The 16089-nt window shown below is 65.9% G+C and carries 16 protein-coding genes; 6 read left to right on the forward strand and 10 right to left on the reverse strand.

The window, feature by feature from the left end; translation table 11 throughout:
* Positions 1-45 precede the first annotated feature (45 nt).
* Entirely contained in the window at positions 46-3039 is a 2994-nt protein-coding gene (gene uvrA, locus ACQR0W_RS18735; RefSeq protein ID WP_315827540.1) for an excinuclease ABC subunit UvrA, read from the forward strand.
* A 191-nt stretch (positions 3040-3230) separates the two neighbouring features.
* Here the strand turns inward: uvrA and ACQR0W_RS18740 are convergent, their stop codons facing one another.
* The 3 genes from ACQR0W_RS18740 to ACQR0W_RS18750 all read right to left on the reverse strand — a co-directional run bounded on the left by ACQR0W_RS18740 (position 3231) and on the right by ACQR0W_RS18750 (position 5266).
* A complete protein-coding gene (locus tag ACQR0W_RS18740) occupies positions 3231-3560 on the reverse strand; it encodes a hypothetical protein (protein WP_315751036.1) in 330 nt (109 codons plus the stop codon).
* 237 nt (positions 3561-3797) lie between these two features.
* A complete protein-coding gene (locus ACQR0W_RS18745) occupies positions 3798-4112 on the reverse strand; it encodes a hypothetical protein (RefSeq protein WP_315751035.1) in 315 nt (104 codons plus the stop codon).
* A gap of 161 nt (positions 4113-4273) precedes the next feature.
* On the reverse strand, positions 4274-5266 hold the full coding sequence (locus ACQR0W_RS18750) for a lipase family protein (RefSeq protein ID WP_316165342.1): 993 nt from the start codon (positions 5264-5266) through the stop codon (positions 4274-4276).
* A gap of 273 nt (positions 5267-5539) precedes the next feature.
* On the opposite strand from ACQR0W_RS18750, the gene ACQR0W_RS18755 reads away from it, so the two are divergent.
* Positions 5540-6184: an HAD hydrolase-like protein gene (locus ACQR0W_RS18755; RefSeq protein WP_316170184.1), complete on the forward strand. Its 645-nt coding sequence runs from the start codon at positions 5540-5542 to the stop codon at positions 6182-6184.
* Positions 6185-6368: 184 nt separating this feature from the next.
* On the opposite strand, the gene ACQR0W_RS18760 is transcribed toward ACQR0W_RS18755, so the two are convergent.
* The 6 genes from ACQR0W_RS18760 to ACQR0W_RS18785 form a co-directional block, all read right to left on the reverse strand.
* Positions 6369-7346, reverse strand: a complete 978-nt coding sequence (locus ACQR0W_RS18760) for a cytochrome D1 domain-containing protein (protein ID WP_316170183.1) — start codon at positions 7344-7346, stop codon at positions 6369-6371.
* 129 nt (positions 7347-7475) lie between these two features.
* Positions 7476-8030, reverse strand: coding sequence for an SRPBCC family protein (locus ACQR0W_RS18765; RefSeq protein ID WP_316165339.1), 555 nt, complete (start codon positions 8028-8030; stop codon positions 7476-7478).
* A gap of 104 nt (positions 8031-8134) precedes the next feature.
* Positions 8135-8821 carry a UPF0149 family protein gene (locus ACQR0W_RS18770; protein ID WP_316165338.1) on the reverse strand — a complete coding sequence of 229 codons (687 nt, stop codon included), beginning with the start codon at positions 8819-8821 and terminating at the stop codon, positions 8135-8137.
* A gap of 762 nt (positions 8822-9583) precedes the next feature.
* Entirely contained in the window at positions 9584-10354 is a 771-nt protein-coding gene (locus ACQR0W_RS18775; RefSeq protein ID WP_315827535.1) for an AAA family ATPase, read from the reverse strand.
* A 75-nt stretch (positions 10355-10429) separates the two neighbouring features.
* Positions 10430-11287, reverse strand: a complete 858-nt coding sequence (locus ACQR0W_RS18780) for a PCC domain-containing protein (RefSeq protein ID WP_316170182.1) — start codon at positions 11285-11287, stop codon at positions 10430-10432.
* A 6-nt stretch (positions 11288-11293) separates the two neighbouring features.
* A complete protein-coding gene (locus ACQR0W_RS18785; RefSeq protein WP_316170181.1) occupies positions 11294-12895 on the reverse strand; it encodes an acyl-CoA synthetase in 1602 nt (533 codons plus the stop codon).
* A gap of 255 nt (positions 12896-13150) precedes the next feature.
* Here ACQR0W_RS18785 and ACQR0W_RS18790 point away from each other — a divergent pair, with 255 nt between their 5' ends.
* The 3 genes from ACQR0W_RS18790 to ACQR0W_RS18800 all read left to right on the forward strand — a co-directional run bounded on the left by ACQR0W_RS18790 (position 13151) and on the right by ACQR0W_RS18800 (position 14252).
* Entirely contained in the window at positions 13151-13693 is a 543-nt protein-coding gene (locus tag ACQR0W_RS18790; RefSeq protein ID WP_315827630.1) for a DUF3828 domain-containing protein, read from the forward strand.
* Positions 13694-13699: 6 nt separating this feature from the next.
* Positions 13700-13972, forward strand: coding sequence for a GNAT family N-acetyltransferase (locus ACQR0W_RS18795; RefSeq protein ID WP_316170180.1), 273 nt, complete (start codon positions 13700-13702; stop codon positions 13970-13972).
* A gap of 115 nt (positions 13973-14087) precedes the next feature.
* Positions 14088-14252 carry a DUF1127 domain-containing protein gene (locus ACQR0W_RS18800; protein WP_315751025.1) on the forward strand — a complete coding sequence of 55 codons (165 nt, stop codon included), beginning with the start codon at positions 14088-14090 and terminating at the stop codon, positions 14250-14252.
* 99 nt (positions 14253-14351) lie between these two features.
* Here ACQR0W_RS18800 and ACQR0W_RS18805 read toward each other — a convergent pair whose 3' ends face one another.
* Positions 14352-14759, reverse strand: coding sequence for a DUF3597 domain-containing protein (locus ACQR0W_RS18805; RefSeq protein ID WP_316170178.1), 408 nt, complete (start codon positions 14757-14759; stop codon positions 14352-14354).
* A gap of 402 nt (positions 14760-15161) precedes the next feature.
* Here ACQR0W_RS18805 and ACQR0W_RS18810 point away from each other — a divergent pair, with 402 nt between their 5' ends.
* Positions 15162-16073, forward strand: coding sequence for a DUF2189 domain-containing protein (locus ACQR0W_RS18810; protein WP_315711738.1), 912 nt, complete (start codon positions 15162-15164; stop codon positions 16071-16073).
* The last annotated feature ends 16 nt before the right edge of the window (positions 16074-16089 follow it).

A 16089-nucleotide genomic window follows, 5' to 3' on the forward strand; every position in this document is an offset into this window, starting at 1 on the left:
CGCGCCTGCAACGATGGCGCGACTCTGCGCCGTGGGACGATCGTCATGGATGAAGTGCTCAAGGCCAAGCAGCGCGCGCAAGCCAACCAGTCGAGCCTGCGGGCCATCACCATCCGCGGCGCCCGCGAGCACAATCTGAAAAACATCGACGTCGAGATCCCGCGCGACAGGCTCGTCGTGTTCACCGGCCTGTCCGGCTCCGGCAAATCCTCGCTCGCCTTCGATACGATTTATGCTGAGGGCCAGCGCCGCTACGTCGAATCGCTGTCGGCGTATGCCCGCCAGTTCCTGGAGATGATGCAGAAGCCGGACGTCGACCAGATCGACGGCCTGTCGCCGGCGATCTCGATCGAGCAGAAGACGACCTCGAAGAACCCGCGCTCGACGGTCGGCACCGTCACCGAGATCTACGACTACATGCGCCTGCTGTGGGCGCGCGTCGGCGTGCCCTACTCCCCGGCGACCGGCCTGCCGATCGAAAGCCAGACCGTCTCGCAGATGGTCGACCGCGTGCTGGCGATGCCCGAGGGCACCCGCCTCTATCTGCTGGCGCCGGTCGTGCGCGGCCGCAAGGGCGAGTACAAGAAGGAGCTCGCCGAATATCTCAAGAAGGGCTTTCAGCGCGTCAAGATCGACGGCACCTTCCATGAGCTCGCCGAGGCGCCGACGCTCGACAAGAAGTTCCCGCACGATATCGACGTCGTCGTCGACCGCATCGTCGTGCGCCCCGACATCGGCCAGCGTCTCGCAGAAAGCTTCGAGACTGCGCTGAAGCTCGCCGAAGGCCTGGCCGTCATCGAGTTCGCGGACGCTCCCGCCTCGGCCGCGCCCGCGGAGGAGAAGGAAAAAAAGAAAACCGCAAAGATCCACGACAAGAGCGGGCCCGAGCGCATCCTGTTCTCGGAGAAGTTCGCCTGCCCGGTCTCCGGCTTCACGATCCCCGAGATCGAGCCGCGGCTGTTCTCGTTCAACAACCCCTATGGCGCCTGCCCGGAATGCGGCGGCCTGGGGGTCGAGCAGCACGTCGATGCCGACCTCGTCATTCCCGACAAGGACGTCACCCTGCGCAAGGGCGCGATCGCGCCCTGGGCCAAGTCGTCGTCGCCCTATTACCTGCAGACGCTGACCGCGCTCGGCAAGTTCTACAAGTTCACGCTGGACACCAAGTGGAAGGATCTGCCGAAGAAGACGCAGAACGCGCTGCTGCACGGCTCCGGCGACGACGAGATCAAGTTCACCTATGAGGACGGCGTCCGCGCCTACGACACCAAGAAGCCGTTCGAGGGCGTCATCACCAACATCGAGCGCCGCTTCCGCGAGACCGAGAGCGAATGGGCGCGCGAGGAGCTCGGCAAATACTTCAACGACGTGCCCTGCGCCGGCTGCAAGGGTTTTCGGCTGAAGCCCGAGGCGCTGTGCGTCAAGGTCGGCGGCAAGCACATCGGCGAGATCAGCGACCTCTCCGTCAAGGCCGCCGGCGAGTGGTTCGCCGAGGTGCCGAAGCAGCTCAATGCGCAGCAGACCGAGATCGCCACCCGCATCCTGAAGGAGATCCGCGACCGCCTCACCTTCCTGCTCGACGTCGGCCTGAACTACCTGACCCTGGCGCGCTCCTCCGGCACGCTGTCCGGCGGCGAGAGCCAGCGCATCCGCCTGGCGTCGCAGATCGGCTCGGGGCTGACCGGCGTGCTCTACGTGCTCGACGAGCCGTCGATCGGCCTGCACCAGCGCGACAATGCCCGCCTGCTCGACACGCTGAAACGGCTGCGCGACCTCGGCAACACCGTGATCGTGGTCGAGCATGACGAGGACGCCATCCGTCTGGCCGACTACGTGCTCGACATCGGCCCCGGCGCTGGCACCCATGGCGGCCACATCGTCGCCGAGGGCACTCCGGCCGAGATCATGCGCAATCCGGCCTCGCTGACCGGCAAATATCTCACCGGCGAGCTCGAGGTCGAGGTGCCCGAGCGGCGGCCGCCGAACCATCGCCGCACCATCAAGGTCGTCAACGCCCGCGGCAACAATCTGAAGAACGTCTCGGCCGAGATTCCGCTCGGCCTGTTCACCGCGATCACAGGCGTGTCCGGCGGCGGCAAGTCGACGCTTCTCATCGACACGCTCTACAAGTCGATCGCACGCAAGCTCAACGGCGCCAACGAGGCCGCCGCGCCGCACGACCGCATCGAGGGGCTGGAGCATATCGACAAGATCATCGACATCGACCAGTCGCCGATCGGCCGCACGCCGCGCTCAAACCCCGCGACCTATACCGGCGCGTTCACGCCGATCCGCGAATGGTTCGCCGGCCTCCCCGAATCCAAGGCGCGCGGCTACGAGCCGGGCCGGTTCTCCTTCAACGTCAAGGGTGGCCGCTGCGAGGCGTGCCAGGGCGACGGCGTCATCAAGATCGAGATGCACTTCCTGCCCGACGTCTACGTCACCTGCGACGTCTGCAAGGGCAAGCGCTACAACCGCGAGACGCTCGATGTCCTGTTCAAGGGCAAGTCGATCGCCGACGTGCTCGACATGACCGTCGAGGAGGCCGCGGAGTTCTTCAAGGCGGTGCCGCGCGTGCGCGACACCTTCGAGACCCTGCGCCGCGTCGGCCTCGACTACATCCACGTCGGCCAGCAGGCCACCACGCTGTCCGGCGGCGAGGCCCAGCGCGTCAAGCTCGCCAAGGAGCTGTCCAAGCGCGCCACCGGCCGCACGCTCTACATCCTGGACGAGCCGACGACGGGCCTGCACTTCCACGACGTCAAGAAGCTCTTGGAGGTGCTGCACGAGCTGGTCGCGCAGGGCAACACGGTGGTCGTGATCGAGCACAATCTCGAGGTCATCAAGACCGCCGACTGGGTCATCGACCTCGGCCCCGAAGGCGGCGACGGCGGCGGCGAGATCGTCGCCTGGGGCCCGCCGGAAGATATCGTCAAGGCGCCGCGCAGCTACACCGGGCAGTTCCTCAAGCCGGTGCTGGAGAAGTCGGCCAAGCCGAAGAAGCGCGGCCGCGGCGCGGCGAGCGAGGCTGCGGAGTAGTTGCCCTCAATTCCCTTGTATCGATCGTCATTGCGAGCGAAGCGAAGCAATCCAGGGCCGCGTACGCGACTCTGGATTGCTTCGTCGCTGCGCTCCTCGCAATGACGCATGTGGTCGATACCGGTTCATCACAGCAAAGCCCGCCGCTCTCGGCAGAGCGGCGGGCTCGATGTTTCTGCAACGAACTCAGATTACCACTGACGGTAATACCCGCTCCGCGTGCCGTTGTTGTTGCCGCGCGGGCCGACGTCGCCCTGGGTCGAGCTCGGGGTCGGGTGGTTGGTGCCGTTGTAGCCGGCGCCCCAGCCCGGGCCGTCATACGGGCCCGGCGCGACGGCGACGTAGCCTTCCTCATAGACCGGCCCTGGCGCCCAGGCGAAGGAGTCGCGGTAGGCATAGGTGCTGGTGACCTGGCCGCCATAGCCGTAGCCGCCCGGCCCGTATTCGCCGGCCGAGGCGCCGATCGTGCCGGCGACCAGCGTGACGGCGGTGAGTGCTGCCAATCCAAACGTGCGTGTCATGAACTTGCTCCGTTGTTCCTAATTCATCGAGGAACAAACCATCGTCATGCCCCGGCAGTTCCGCCACCCGCCACAACATGTGTGCGACACAACGTGGCGCTCACGTTGCCGCGATCAGATGATCCGGAATGCTGGTCGCATCACCTCGCAAGCGACTGGGCGCCCTCTCGGACGACAAACCCGCCGCTCTTGTCGGAGCGGCGGGCTTGATCGACTCACTTCAGCGCGAGATGGCAACTACCACTGCCGGTAGGCGCCGGTCAGCGTGCCGTTGTTGTTGCCGGACGGACCGACGTCGCCCTGGGTCGAGCCAGGGGTCGGATGGTTGGTGCCGTTGTAGCCGTGGCCCCAGGCCACTGGGCCAGCCACCGGACCCGGCGCGTAGGCCGGCGCCGGCGCGGCGCCATACACCGGCTCGGAATCGGAGGTCTGCGCCGGCGGCACCCAGGCCATCGAGTCGCCGAAACGGGCATAGCCCTGTGCGGACGCCGCGGCGGTGCCGATCACCAGCGTGGCTCCGGCCAGCGCGGCCATCTTGATCGTGCGTTGCATGTCTCTCTCCTTGCTTCCGTGCGGGGTCAACCACCGCACGGCGCAAGGCGTTCCTGCAGCGCACACTCACAATAATCGTGATGAAAGGTTGATCGGCCGCCGCACCGAGCCCCCTTGCAGGACTGAGCGAACCCAGCCCCGCAAAAGCTGCCCTGCGGCGCTCAGGCCGCGACGGCGACCGCCCGTGGCCGCGCCACGCCGGTCTTGGTGACTCCCGGCAGCGGCGGCGCCTTCGTGCCGGTCGCATGCGGGAAATACTGCAGCTGCATGGAATGCATGTAGCCGGCTTCCGCGGTCCAGGAGTCGTTCGCCTCGACGATCGGCGTGATCGTGAACAGATCCGGATTGCTCGGCGCAATCGACGTATAGGTCGGGATCGCTGCGCTGAGCCACTCGAGCGGTTTGTAGATCGAGTAGTAGTTTGTGTCCTTCAGGACCGGCGCCGGCGGCGGATAGGTACCGAGAATTCCGTTCAGGTTGGCCCAGGCCATCGGCACGATGTCGTTGCTGTTGACCGCCGCGTAATAGGTGTAGCTCTTTGCGAAGGTCGTCGCGAAGCCCGCGTTCCACATCGTCGGAGCCGCGAAGGTGTGCGGCCACAGCGTGAACGTCAGCGACGAGTTCAGCTTCGGCAACTGGTCCTGCAGCCACGCCGTCGCCACCACGGCGAGCGCGCCGCCGAGACTGTGCCCGGTCACCATCAGTTGCAGGTTCTGCTTGGCCGCAAGGCCGCGCAGATAGTCCAGCAGCGACAGATCCGTCGTGGGATCGGTGAGCGCGATGACCAGCGCCAGCGCGTCGTTGATTCCGGCGCTGATCTGCAGCGGCGCTCCGGCCTGCTGCGGATAGAGCCACGGCACCTGGAAGACAGCATCGGCATCGGCGAGCACGTTCTCGAACGCGCCGGCGACCGAGCCATCGACATCGGTGCCGCGGAACGCCACCGCGTAGCTGCCGTCGCTGCCTTGCGCGACATAGGCGAGCACGCCGTTGTTGACCGCCGGGCCCCAGCATAGCGACCACGGACCGTTCGCCGCACCCGATGGGACGGACTTCAGCATCGCCACGAAATCGCTCGGCTGAACCACATCGAGCGCGTCGTCGATATAGGCGAAGTAGGACAGATACGCTGCAGCAACCTTGTTGAGGGCCATGTGAAATCTCTCTGGCTTGAATGATGAAAACAATTTCGATCAAATCGGGCAGGCAGACCATGATCCGCCGGCCCACCGGGATGATAGACCGCGTTATCTCCAGGTGCACATCACAACATGTTCAACCCCTGATCATCGAACGTCACCGTGGAGCTGCCGCACGCAATGATCGCATCTCATTGCGCGCCGCCCCTCCCATTGCTATGGCGCAGGGCTGTCGCAGGACGACACGCCTCGACGATCATCAGCTCCTCGCCACGCTCACCTCGCGCGATGCCCTACTCTCTCGTCATCTTTGATCTCGACGGCACGCTCGCCGACAGCTTCCCGTGGTTTCGCACCCACGTGAACATCGTCGCGCAGCGCTTCGGCTTTCGTCGGGTGAAGGACGAGGACATCGACGGGCTCCGCCATGCCTCGACCCGTGAGATCCTCGATTTCCTTCAGGTGCCGCGCTGGAAGCTGCCCTTCATCGCGCGCCACGTGCGCCAACTGAAGACGGCGCATGCGGCGAGCATCCCGCTGTTCGCAGGCGTCGACATCATGCTCGACACCCTTGCCGCGAACGGCACCATGCTCGCATTGGTCTCGTCGGACAGCGAGGCCAACGCGCGGCAGAAGCTCGGATCGAGCGCCGGGCTGTTCGCCGATTTCGATTGCTCCGCCTCGGTGTTCGGCAAGGCACGGAAGTTTCGCCGGGTGCTGAAGCGGCTGCGCGTCGACCCGGCAGAGGCCATCGCGATCGGCGACGAGACCCGCGACATCGAGGCGGCGCGTGCCGCCGGCATCGCCTTCGGCGCGGTGACATGGGGCTATGCCGCGGAGCAGGCGCTGCGCGACCACCAGCCGGAGATGCTGTTCACCCGGATGGACGAGATCGTGGAGCGGTTAGTGGTGCCCGCCAGACGAGATTCGTAGCCTGCATCAGCGCCGCCGGCGACATGCAGGGATAGTGACGAGCCTCGATAACCTCACCGCGTCATTGCGAGCGCAGCGAAGCAGTCCAGAGTCTTCGCGCGGCCTCGATTGCTTCGCTGCGCCGCTGCGCTCGCAGTGACGGAGGCTGCAGATGCAACTCCATTCCCGCCACCGGCGGACCTGCTCACCGCCGCAGGAACGCGCCGAATGCGCGCGGACCGTCGCCGACCTTGATCTCTCCGGTGACCTTCAGCGCGGCCACGTCGATGACGCTCAGAATGTTGCTCTCCCAATTGGCGACGATGACGCGCTGGCCGTCGGCGGTCGCCTCGATGCCCTCCGGATAGTCGCCGACGCTAATGCGCTTGAGCGGCTGCAGGCTCGCCAGGTCGAACACGCTGACCGTGCCGTCATACTGGTCGGTGGCGAAGCCCCTGCCCTGCGCCAGCGCCACCGCATAGGGCCGCAAACCGGTCTTGACCCGGCCGATCTCGCGGCGCTCGGCGAGGTCGATCACCGAGACGTCGTTGGAGGCGACATTTGCCGTGTAGGCGCGCTTGCCCTCGGCGTCGATGGTGACACCGAACGGCCGCGTGCCGACCTTGATGGTCGCAAGGCGCTGGCGCGTCGCCGTGTCGATCACCGAGACCATGTCGTCATCGCGGTCGGCGGAGAGCAGCAGCTTGCCGTCTGGTGTCACCGCAAGCCCCGACGGCGAGGCGCCGACCGCGATGCTGCCGGTCACGGTCCGGGTCTTCGCATCGATCACGCGGATTGCCGCGTTGTACCAGTCGGCGACGTAGACCGTCGAACCGTCCGGCGTCACGGCAATGCCGAGCGGCCCGCCACCGACCTCGACCCGTCCAACCACCTTTCGCGCGACAGCGTCGACGACGCTCACGCTCTTGTCGTCCGGGCTCGCCACATAGGCGAAGCGTCCGTCGGCAGCCACCGCGACGCCGGCCGGCTTGCCGCCGATCGGGATCGTCGCCACCGGCTTCGAGGTCGCGAGGTCGACGATCGTCAGATCGTCGCTGAGCTGGTTGGTGACGAAGGCCTCCTCGGCATGGGCGATGATTGTGGCGGACGCGAGCAAGATACCGGACAGAAGCGCTCGGAGATGATGCGGAAGACGATGCGCGCTGGCTTGGCTTCTGCCCATGGACGGAAGTGCGATCGCATATGGCAATCGGAGTTTGGCGCTCGTCTGCGCCAAGGCCGCCATGGCCGGGTTGCTCGCAGCAGTCCGGTGAGATGGAGAGCGCGGACCAGGCAACATCGTCAATCCACGCTAGCTCCCGCTCTCCACCTTCTTCTTCAACCCTTCGAGTCCAGCCTTGTACAGGCCGGTCACCGCATTGACCGCGGCCTCATCGTTCAGTTCCGGCGGCGGGTCGTTGTTGGGGAAGCCGCGGTAGAACGCGCCGGTCCATTCGACCACGCTACCCTTGCCGTCCGCGCTCGGCGTCACCGCGATGGTCGACGAGTAGTTCGTCACCGGCAGCACCTTCACGTCGACGGCGGTGATACGGTACGAATAGCTCATCTTCTCGGCGTCGTATTTGTAGAGCTCCTCGTCGACGGTAGCGCCGCCCTTCAGGGTCAGCTTGCGCGTGGCGCCAATCTCGTTGCCCTTGTCGCCCGCGGTCTTGTCGACGACGCCGAGCCAGCTCATGTCCTGGAAGTTGCCGATCACGGCCCACACCTTGGCGGGCGCGGCGTTGATCTCGACGTGCTCCTGCACCTTGCGCCGGGTCGGACCATGCGCATCCGCTGTGGTCAGGGCCGTCGTTGCGATCGCGAGCGCCGCCGTCACGGCCAGCGCCTTGCCGAACACCATCCTCATGTCGTTTCCTCAGTCACTCTCATTGGCCGGCGCATCCGGCGCGCGGCGGCGCATCTTTGCACCGCTCCCGATTGTTGCAACAAAAAAGACCGTGTCGTGGCCGATCAATTCGCGCCGCAGCAGCGCTTGTATTTCTGGCCGGAACCGCAGGGACAGGGGTCGTTGCGGCCGACCCTGCCGAACGACGCGAAGGGATTGGGCTGCCGGGCGAAGCTGGTGGACGCGGGCAGCGGAGCCCCGCTCTGCCGGTATTGATGCAGCGTCAGCACCGCCTCGCGGATATTCTGGGGCGCGTTGCGACTGAGATTTCGATATTCGACGGGATCCGGGTTCTCGTCGAGAGTTGCACCGATCATCATCATCAGACCGACCGCAGCCATGGCGACTTCGCCGCCCACCCGCTCATACGCATCGAACCTGTCACGACGCAGGTTCGTGGCCGCCGCGAAGCCGTCGATCCACAGCTCCCAGACGACCTCGCCGTTGAAGCCGTCGATGGGAAAGCGCGGCTGGTACTGCTCCGGATGATGCGCGAGCGTCAGCGCGATCTCCCGGTGATAGTCCATGACCAGCCCGAGCACCTCGTTGGCATGGTCGATGCTGGTGAACACGGAGCGACGGCCCTTGCCGAGCCCGAAGGCCGCCGCGAACCATTCGCCCGGCGGAATCGGCTCAGGGAGCACGAGCAGGCCGGCGATGAAGCCGTCGAGCTCCTCCAGCACCATGGCGCGATCATCCAGGGCCAGGAGCGCCTGTTCGAGCTTGTCGTGGCGACCGATCTGCTCCGGCATGCAGCCCCTCTTCCTTCGCCCCTGTCACGTTCCGAGTCGCCCGACGGGCACGGCGCGCACATGGCCGAGCCACGACGCGGCCGTTTTGACACCAAAACGGCCATGCGCGCAAAACCTAAATTTGCGCACGGGATCAGCGGCATCACCCTTGTCCAGTCCTGCCGTGAAAAATATTCCTGTTTCGCCATTTCGGAATTTCTGTTTTCCTGCATGCGTCCTGTCCTCACGAGAGGGGCGCTTCGCGGTCGTCACGGGCGTGGAGGGCGGGATGCGATGGACGTCACGGGCCCGGCGCTTTTGCGCAGACGACGGGTTTTGTGGCGGACGGCGAAATCGTGTGGTCCTGACCTCCCGACGCTGAGGTCAAGTGGGTGTCGATGCCTTCAAGGCGTCGCGCCGATGACGGTGGCCAGAAGGCCCGGCGCACCGAGGAGAGCGCGTATAAGCCGGTAGAAACCGTCGCGCAGGGAAGGCCGGTTGTTCGGCCAATCCTGTGGTTCCTGCCGCCTGCATTTTTTTCGCAGGCGGGCCATGGGTGCGGCCTGCACCCGGCCTTCCCTGCGCCCTCTCACTGAGGAGGGCGGAATGAACGTCAAAGCTCGGGTGCACTTGGCACGGCGAGAACGCGCAGTCATGTCTCTCCGTCATCGCGAGGAGCAAAGCGACGAAGCGATCCAGAGTCCTCGTGGGATCCTGGATTGCTTCGCTTCGCTCGCAATGAGGGCCGAGCAGGCTTCGCTCTGCTCGCCTATCATCCCGGCCTCACTCCGCCAGCACCGCCTGCACGAAGCCGTCGGGGTCGGCGCAGAACTCACGCATCGCCTTGAAATGATCCGTATCCTGCACCGCGACCTTCTCCAGGCCGTATTTGGTCAGCCGCAACAGGGTCGCGCCGGGATAGGCCATCAGGACCGGCGAATGCGTCGCCATCAGCACCTGGCAATGGCTGGAGTCATCCATGCGCCGCATCAGCTTCAGGAACTCGATCTGGCGCGCCGGCGACAGTGCCGATTCCGGCTCGTCGAAAATGTAGATGCCCTGGCGCTGGCAGCGTTCCTCGAAGAAGCGCAGGAACCCCTCGCCATGCGAATGGGACAGGAAGTCGGGCGGCGGCCCGCCGAACGGATCGTCCAGTGCGGCCTGATCGAGATAGCGCGCCACCGAAAAGAAGCTCTCGGCGCGGAAGAACCAGCCTTGCGTGATCTTCGGCAACCAACTCGCGCGCAGCGCGGCGGCGAGTGCGCCGCCCATACGCTCGATCGCACGCCCATGGTCGACCGGCATGTAACCCTTGCCGCCGCCAGCTTCGTCGTAGCCCGCGAGCGCGGCAATGCCTTCGAGCAGGGTCGATTTGCCGGTGCCGTTCTCGCCGACAATGATGGTGATGGCGTTGGTGAAGCTGAGCTCGAACGCGTCCTGCAGGAACGGCAGGCAAAACGGATAGGCTGCGCGATCGGAGATCTTCGCCGGATCGAGCCACAGCCGCTTCAGATAAGGGGCCGGCAGCCGGATCTCGCGTTGCTTCCTCGCCATGACGCCTTCACAACCTCGGTGACATCACCGGCAATCTCGCACATCGCGCCCGCATCGGCCACCGGCCCACGCGGGCTACGCCACGACCTCCAGCACCAGCTCCATCGTCATCAGCACCGGATTGTCGCCGCGGACGACGCGCCCCCGCGCGAGCGCGCCGGTGTAGTCGACCAGCGCGACGTCAACAGTGGCTTCAAGGCCGTCGTCGCCCGGCGCGATCGCGCCGGCGGTGATGGTCAGCTCCGTCGCGAACGACTCGACGACGACGCCGTCCTCGAAGCGCGCCCCGATGGTCGAGCCGACGCCGCCGCGAATGCGCGCTTTGCTGATCCCCTGCGCCCGGCAGAATGCTTCGAGGCAGCCGGCGAAATCCTGGTTCGGCCGCAGCCGGAGCGCGAAGGCGCGGCAATCCGTCGTGGCGCCGCTTGGTGCGGCCGCTACCGGCCCGAACAGCTTGAAGCCGGTCTCGACGTCCGGCTCTGCCGTGAAGATCGCGCCGTCGAGCCCGAAGGCGCCGACCTCGAACGGCTCGGCGACGATGGTCTCCTCCGGCAGGATGTGCCCGCCGCCGTTGCGGCCACCCTCCTCCGTCCACAGCGCGTGGCAATGGAAGAATGGCGCGCCGTCGCGCACGCCGAGCGTCATCGTCGCCGTCGACAGGCGCGTCATACCGGCGGGACGATAGGTGTCGCTGTAGAACGCGGCATGATCCGCCGTCTTCGACAGCGCCGGCATCACATAGGCAAACGGGCCGAGCGCGCCACCTCTGATGTCGAGCACGCCGCCGGCAAAGCCGTGCGCCGCAAAGGCGCGATGGGCCGCTTCCAGCAGCGGCAACCCCTGCTCCATGGTGAAGGTGAAGGCGCGGCCGCGCGCCTCGACCCACTGGATGCGGTCGGCCACCGGCGCGCCGGGCTGTTTGATGAATCGCATCAGTGCTCAGCCCTGCCTGGTGAGATCGAGCAGGCCGCGCGCCTCGAGCTCGTCGCGCACGAGACGCTTGGGGATCTTGCCGTAGCCAGACTTCGGCAGCGCGTCCCAGAAGAAGAAGCGCTTCGGCATCTTGTAGCGCGGCAGCTTGGTGGCGAGATAGCCGGCGATCGCGCTCTCGCTCGGCGCGGCCGCACCTTCGCGCGCCACGCAGACGGCAACACCGACCTCGCCCCACACCGGATCGGGCACGCCGAGCACGGCGACCTCGCCGATGTCGGGATGCGTCAGGATCTTTTCCTCGACTTCGCGCGGATAGATGTTGGAGCCGCCGGAGATGTACATGTCCGACGCGCGGCCGGTGATATAGACGAAGCCCTGCGCGTCCATGTGGCCGAGATCGCCGGTGCGGAACCAGCCGTCGCGAAACGCCTTCGCATTGGCGTCGGGATTGTCGTAGTAGCCCGCAAACACGGCCGGACCGATGACGCAGATCTCGCCGGTCTCGCCCGGCTTCAGCTCACGCCCCTGATCGTCCTGGATCGAGACCTGCATGCCCGTGCGCTCATAGCCGCAGGTGCCGATCCGCGCCTCCGGTCCATCCTCTTCCTCGTGCGCCGCGGCCGGCAGCACCGTGATGTTGCCGGTGACCTCGCCGAGGCCGAAATACTGGACGATGACCTTGCCGAGCCGCGCCAGCGCGCGCTTCTGGTCCTCGCGATACATCGGCGCGCCGGCATAGATCACATGGCGCAGCGAGGAATGATCGAATTGGTCGACGGCGGGATGCTCGACCATCATCTTCAGGATGGTCGGCACCGTGAACAGGTTGCTGATGCGATGCATCTCGATCAGGCGGAAGGCTTCGGTGATGTCGAACTTCTCGCTCGGCAGCAGCACGGTCTTGGCACCGCGCGCGCTCTGCATCAGCTGGTGCACGCCGGCGCCGTGCGACAGCGGCGCCACGACGAGCGACGCGTCGTGCTCGGTCGTGCCCGGCGTCAGGTCTGCAAGATGGTTCGTGATGACGAACGCCATCTGGCCATGCGTCAGCACCGCCGCCTTGGAGCGGCCGGTCGTGCCCGAGGTGAAGAAGAACCAGCAGGGATCGTCATGCTCGACGGCATCGTTCGCGACGTGTGCGCCGACATGCGCCTTCATTGCGTCGGCCACGGCCCCCGTGCCGAAGCTGCCGCCTTCACCGATGCGCCAGGTGAAGTCAGCAGTCGTCACTGCGGCAGCGTGCTCCGGAAAGTCGCCATGGCAGAGAAACGCCTTCGCGCCCGAGGCGGTCGCGAGGTAGGCGACCTCGTCCGGCATCAGGCGGAAATTGGTGGGCACCCAGACCGCGCCGAGCCGGAACGCGGCAAACATCGAGACGAACATCTCCTCGCAGTTCTTGGAGTGCACCAGAATGCGATCGCCCTTGGCGATCCCCTGCTCGGCCAGCGCCGCCGCGAGCGCCGAGACCATCGCGTCGATTTCGCGCCAGGTCCACGACCTCTCGCCCCAGACGAAGCCGACGCGGTCGCCGAGCCGGCGGCCATTTTGCGTGACGATATGCGCGAGGTTCATCACCCGGCGGGACATGCGCAGGGGTGCCGGTGTCATCGACAATCTCTCGCGCCGCTGCTGCTGACGAACAGACCCATGGAAGCGTCCCCTCGATCGATCCTTCAGGCGATCTCAGCCGCCCGATACCTTTGGGCCTGTTTATCCCGGTCCTGCTCGCCCTCGCAAGGCCGGCCTCCCCATCCCACCCATGCGGTGGCGTGTTTCGAACGGATGCGGATGCCGCGCGACAAACCGTGGCCGGCCGCGCATTTCTTCATATCACCGCGCGCCGAATCTGATTTGAGGACAACCATGATCGATCGTCGCTTCCTGCTTCTCGGCCTCGCTGGCGTGCTCGCCGCTTCTCCGCTGCACGCGCAGGCGCCTGCTTCCAGCGAGCCTGTCGGCATCATGACTGCGATCTACACCCGCGTCGCCAAGGGCAAGGGGGAGGATGGCGGCACCTTCGTCATCGAGGACAAGGCAGCGCGCGCGAAATATCTGTCGAAGTCGCTGGCCGCCCAATGGGCGAAGATGGACGCCCGCACGCCCAAGGGCGAGGTCGGGGCGATCGATTTCGATCCCGTCACGAATTCGCAGGATCCCGATGTCGCCTCGTTCAAGGTGACGTCGGAAATGCAGGACGGCGACAAGGCAACCGTCGCGGTCAGTATTCGCGGCCACCGGACCGAGCGCAAGGAACAGGCCGACGACATCATCCGTTACGACCTCGTGCGCGAAGCGGGCCAATGGAAGATCGACGACATCCGGGGTGCGGTCGATGGCAAGCCATGGTCGATCCGTGCACTGCTGGCGGAGTTCCTCAAGATCACCGAGAAACCTAAACGAAAGTAGAGGCGCATGACTGATGTCCGTGACAACAAGGCCGGGAGCCGCTTCGAGCTCGACATCAACGGCCACGTCGCGTTTGCCAATTACCGGGCCACGCCGCAGGGGGTGATCATCACCCATACCGAGACCCCGCTACCGCTGCGAGGCCGCGGCATCGGTTCGCAGCTCGTGGAAGGTGCCCTCGCGCTGGTCCGCGCCGACGGCCGCAAGGTCATCGCGGGCTGCAGCTTCGTCGCCGACTACCTCCGAGACCATCCGGAGAACCGGGACATCATGGCCTGATGGGCCGTGGAATTACCGGGCGAGACGATTGGACGGAGCGCCTTAACGCAATGGCTACCTGGATGGATCAGCAATCCCCCGCCGAGCAAGCAACCAGACCCATGGGGAGAGGCACATGTTCATCACAGCCATTTTCGACGTTCTCAAGCGTTACGTTCACTACCGCACGCAGCTCGCCTATCTCGACCAGCTCGACGAGCGCACGCTGCGCGACATCGGCTTCGACCGCGACCAGCTGCATGCGGAGGCCTGGGAACGCGCCGGCTTCGTGCACGTCTGAGGCGCTGGCACAGCCTCACGCCAGACGCGATCCAAGACGACAAAGGCCCGCACGATGGCGGGCCTTTCGCTTCTTGTTCTTGCCGTGAGCGGCGCAAGCTCAGTGCTTGATCTCCGGCGGCAGTTTGCCGCCATTGGCGGCGAGCTTGCTCATCACCTGCTTGTGCAGCCACACGTTCATGCTGGCGGAGTCGTTGGTGTCGCCGCTATAGCCGAGCTCCTTGGCGAGCTCCTTGCGCGCAGCGAGGCTCGAATCGATATCGAGCGCCTTCATCAGGTCGACGATCGAGGTTCGCCACTCCAGCTTCTCGTGCTTGGCAGCCGCCGCCTTGTCGACGATCGCAGCCACATCGACATTTTGCGGCGCAGCAGCCGGGGCCGCCGTCGGGGACGCAGCCGCGCCGCCGGCCGGCGCGGCGGCGCCCGCGGCGGGCGTGCTGCCGCCGGCCGGTGCCGCCTCGGCATGATGGCCGAAAATCGCGCCCATGATCTTTCCGAAAACGCTCATCAATGGCTCCCAATGGATGGTGATCGTAAGAAGAACTCGGCCGGCGATGTTCCGTTGCAGAGACGCCCGTCGGAGCCGCTCCGCCACCGCCGTGGCCTGCCAAACGCGAACACGGCGACGAATGTGAAGCTTACCCAAGGCGGAATGACGGCGGAACGACTTTATTGGACCATGCTCAGGCTTCTGCATGGGCGTGCCAAGCTAATGCACTGCGACATTCACAGCCCTCACCGAGGCGTGAGTAGGCGCAGCCTGTTTTGCTACTATCCTGATGACTTCCGTTCGCGAATGGCCGCCCCGAGGTTCGTCGCGTCTGGCCATCCGCGAATTTGTTCCAACGAGAAGCGCAGCCCGCCTGCGTGGTTGGGAAGCGCCCCGCGCAAGTTGAGGGAGCACACGACGATGGCTACCTACCACAGCAATGCTGCCTCCCACGTTCGGGCGGCAGACGAGGTCGCGGCTGAGCTGACGATTCGTACGATCGACATGTCGAGCCTGATGCGTGCGCTGCGGCTCGGCTGGGATGACTTCAAGGCGGTGCCGAGTCACGCCGTGATGCTATGTGCGATCTATCCCGTTCTCGGCCTGGTGCTGGCGCGTGCAGTGTTCGGCTATGCGGTGGTGCCGCTGTTGTTTCCGCTGGCGGCCGGCTTCGCCCTGCTCGGCCCGTTCGCCGCGCTCGGTCTCTATGAGCTCAGCAGCCGCCGAGACCGCGGCGAGGACACCAGTGCCTGGGATGCCCTGGAGGTGCTGCGGTCGCCGTCGTTCGGCTCGATGCTCGGACTGGGCACGCTGCTGTTCGCGCTGTTCGTCACCTGGGTCGCGACCGCGCAGGCGATCTACGTCGCAGTGTTCGGCTATGGCGGCGCGACCGGTGTGAGCGATTTCCTGCAGCGGGTCTTCACTACGCCGCAAGGCTGGTGGCTGATCGCGGTCGGCTGTGGCGCAGGCTTCCTGTTCGCGTTGCTGGCGCTGTGCCTCAGCATCGTGTCCTTCCCCTTGATGCTCGACCGTCACGCCGGCGCGCTCGAAGCGGTCGTCACCTCGCTGCGCGTGGCGGCCAAGAACCCAGTTCCGGTTGCGGCCTGGGGCCTCATCGTCGCAGTGCTTCTGGTGGCCGGCACGATCCCGTTCTTCCTCGGTCTCGCCGTCGTGATCCCGGTGCTCGGCCACGCCACCTGGCATCTCTACCGTGAGGCCATCGCGATCCACCCCGACGCCGCCCGGATCGTGCCGCCGGTCCCCCGCAGCTCCAAGCCCGCGGCCGATTTCCCGGCGAACCTGTTCCCATGGCGCTCGCGTGACCAGATGTGAGGACGCAGCGATGAGT

The sequence above is a fragment of the Bradyrhizobium sp. HKCCYLRH1034 genome (assembly GCF_051168375.1).
GTDB lineage: Bacteria > Pseudomonadota > Alphaproteobacteria > Rhizobiales > Xanthobacteraceae > Bradyrhizobium.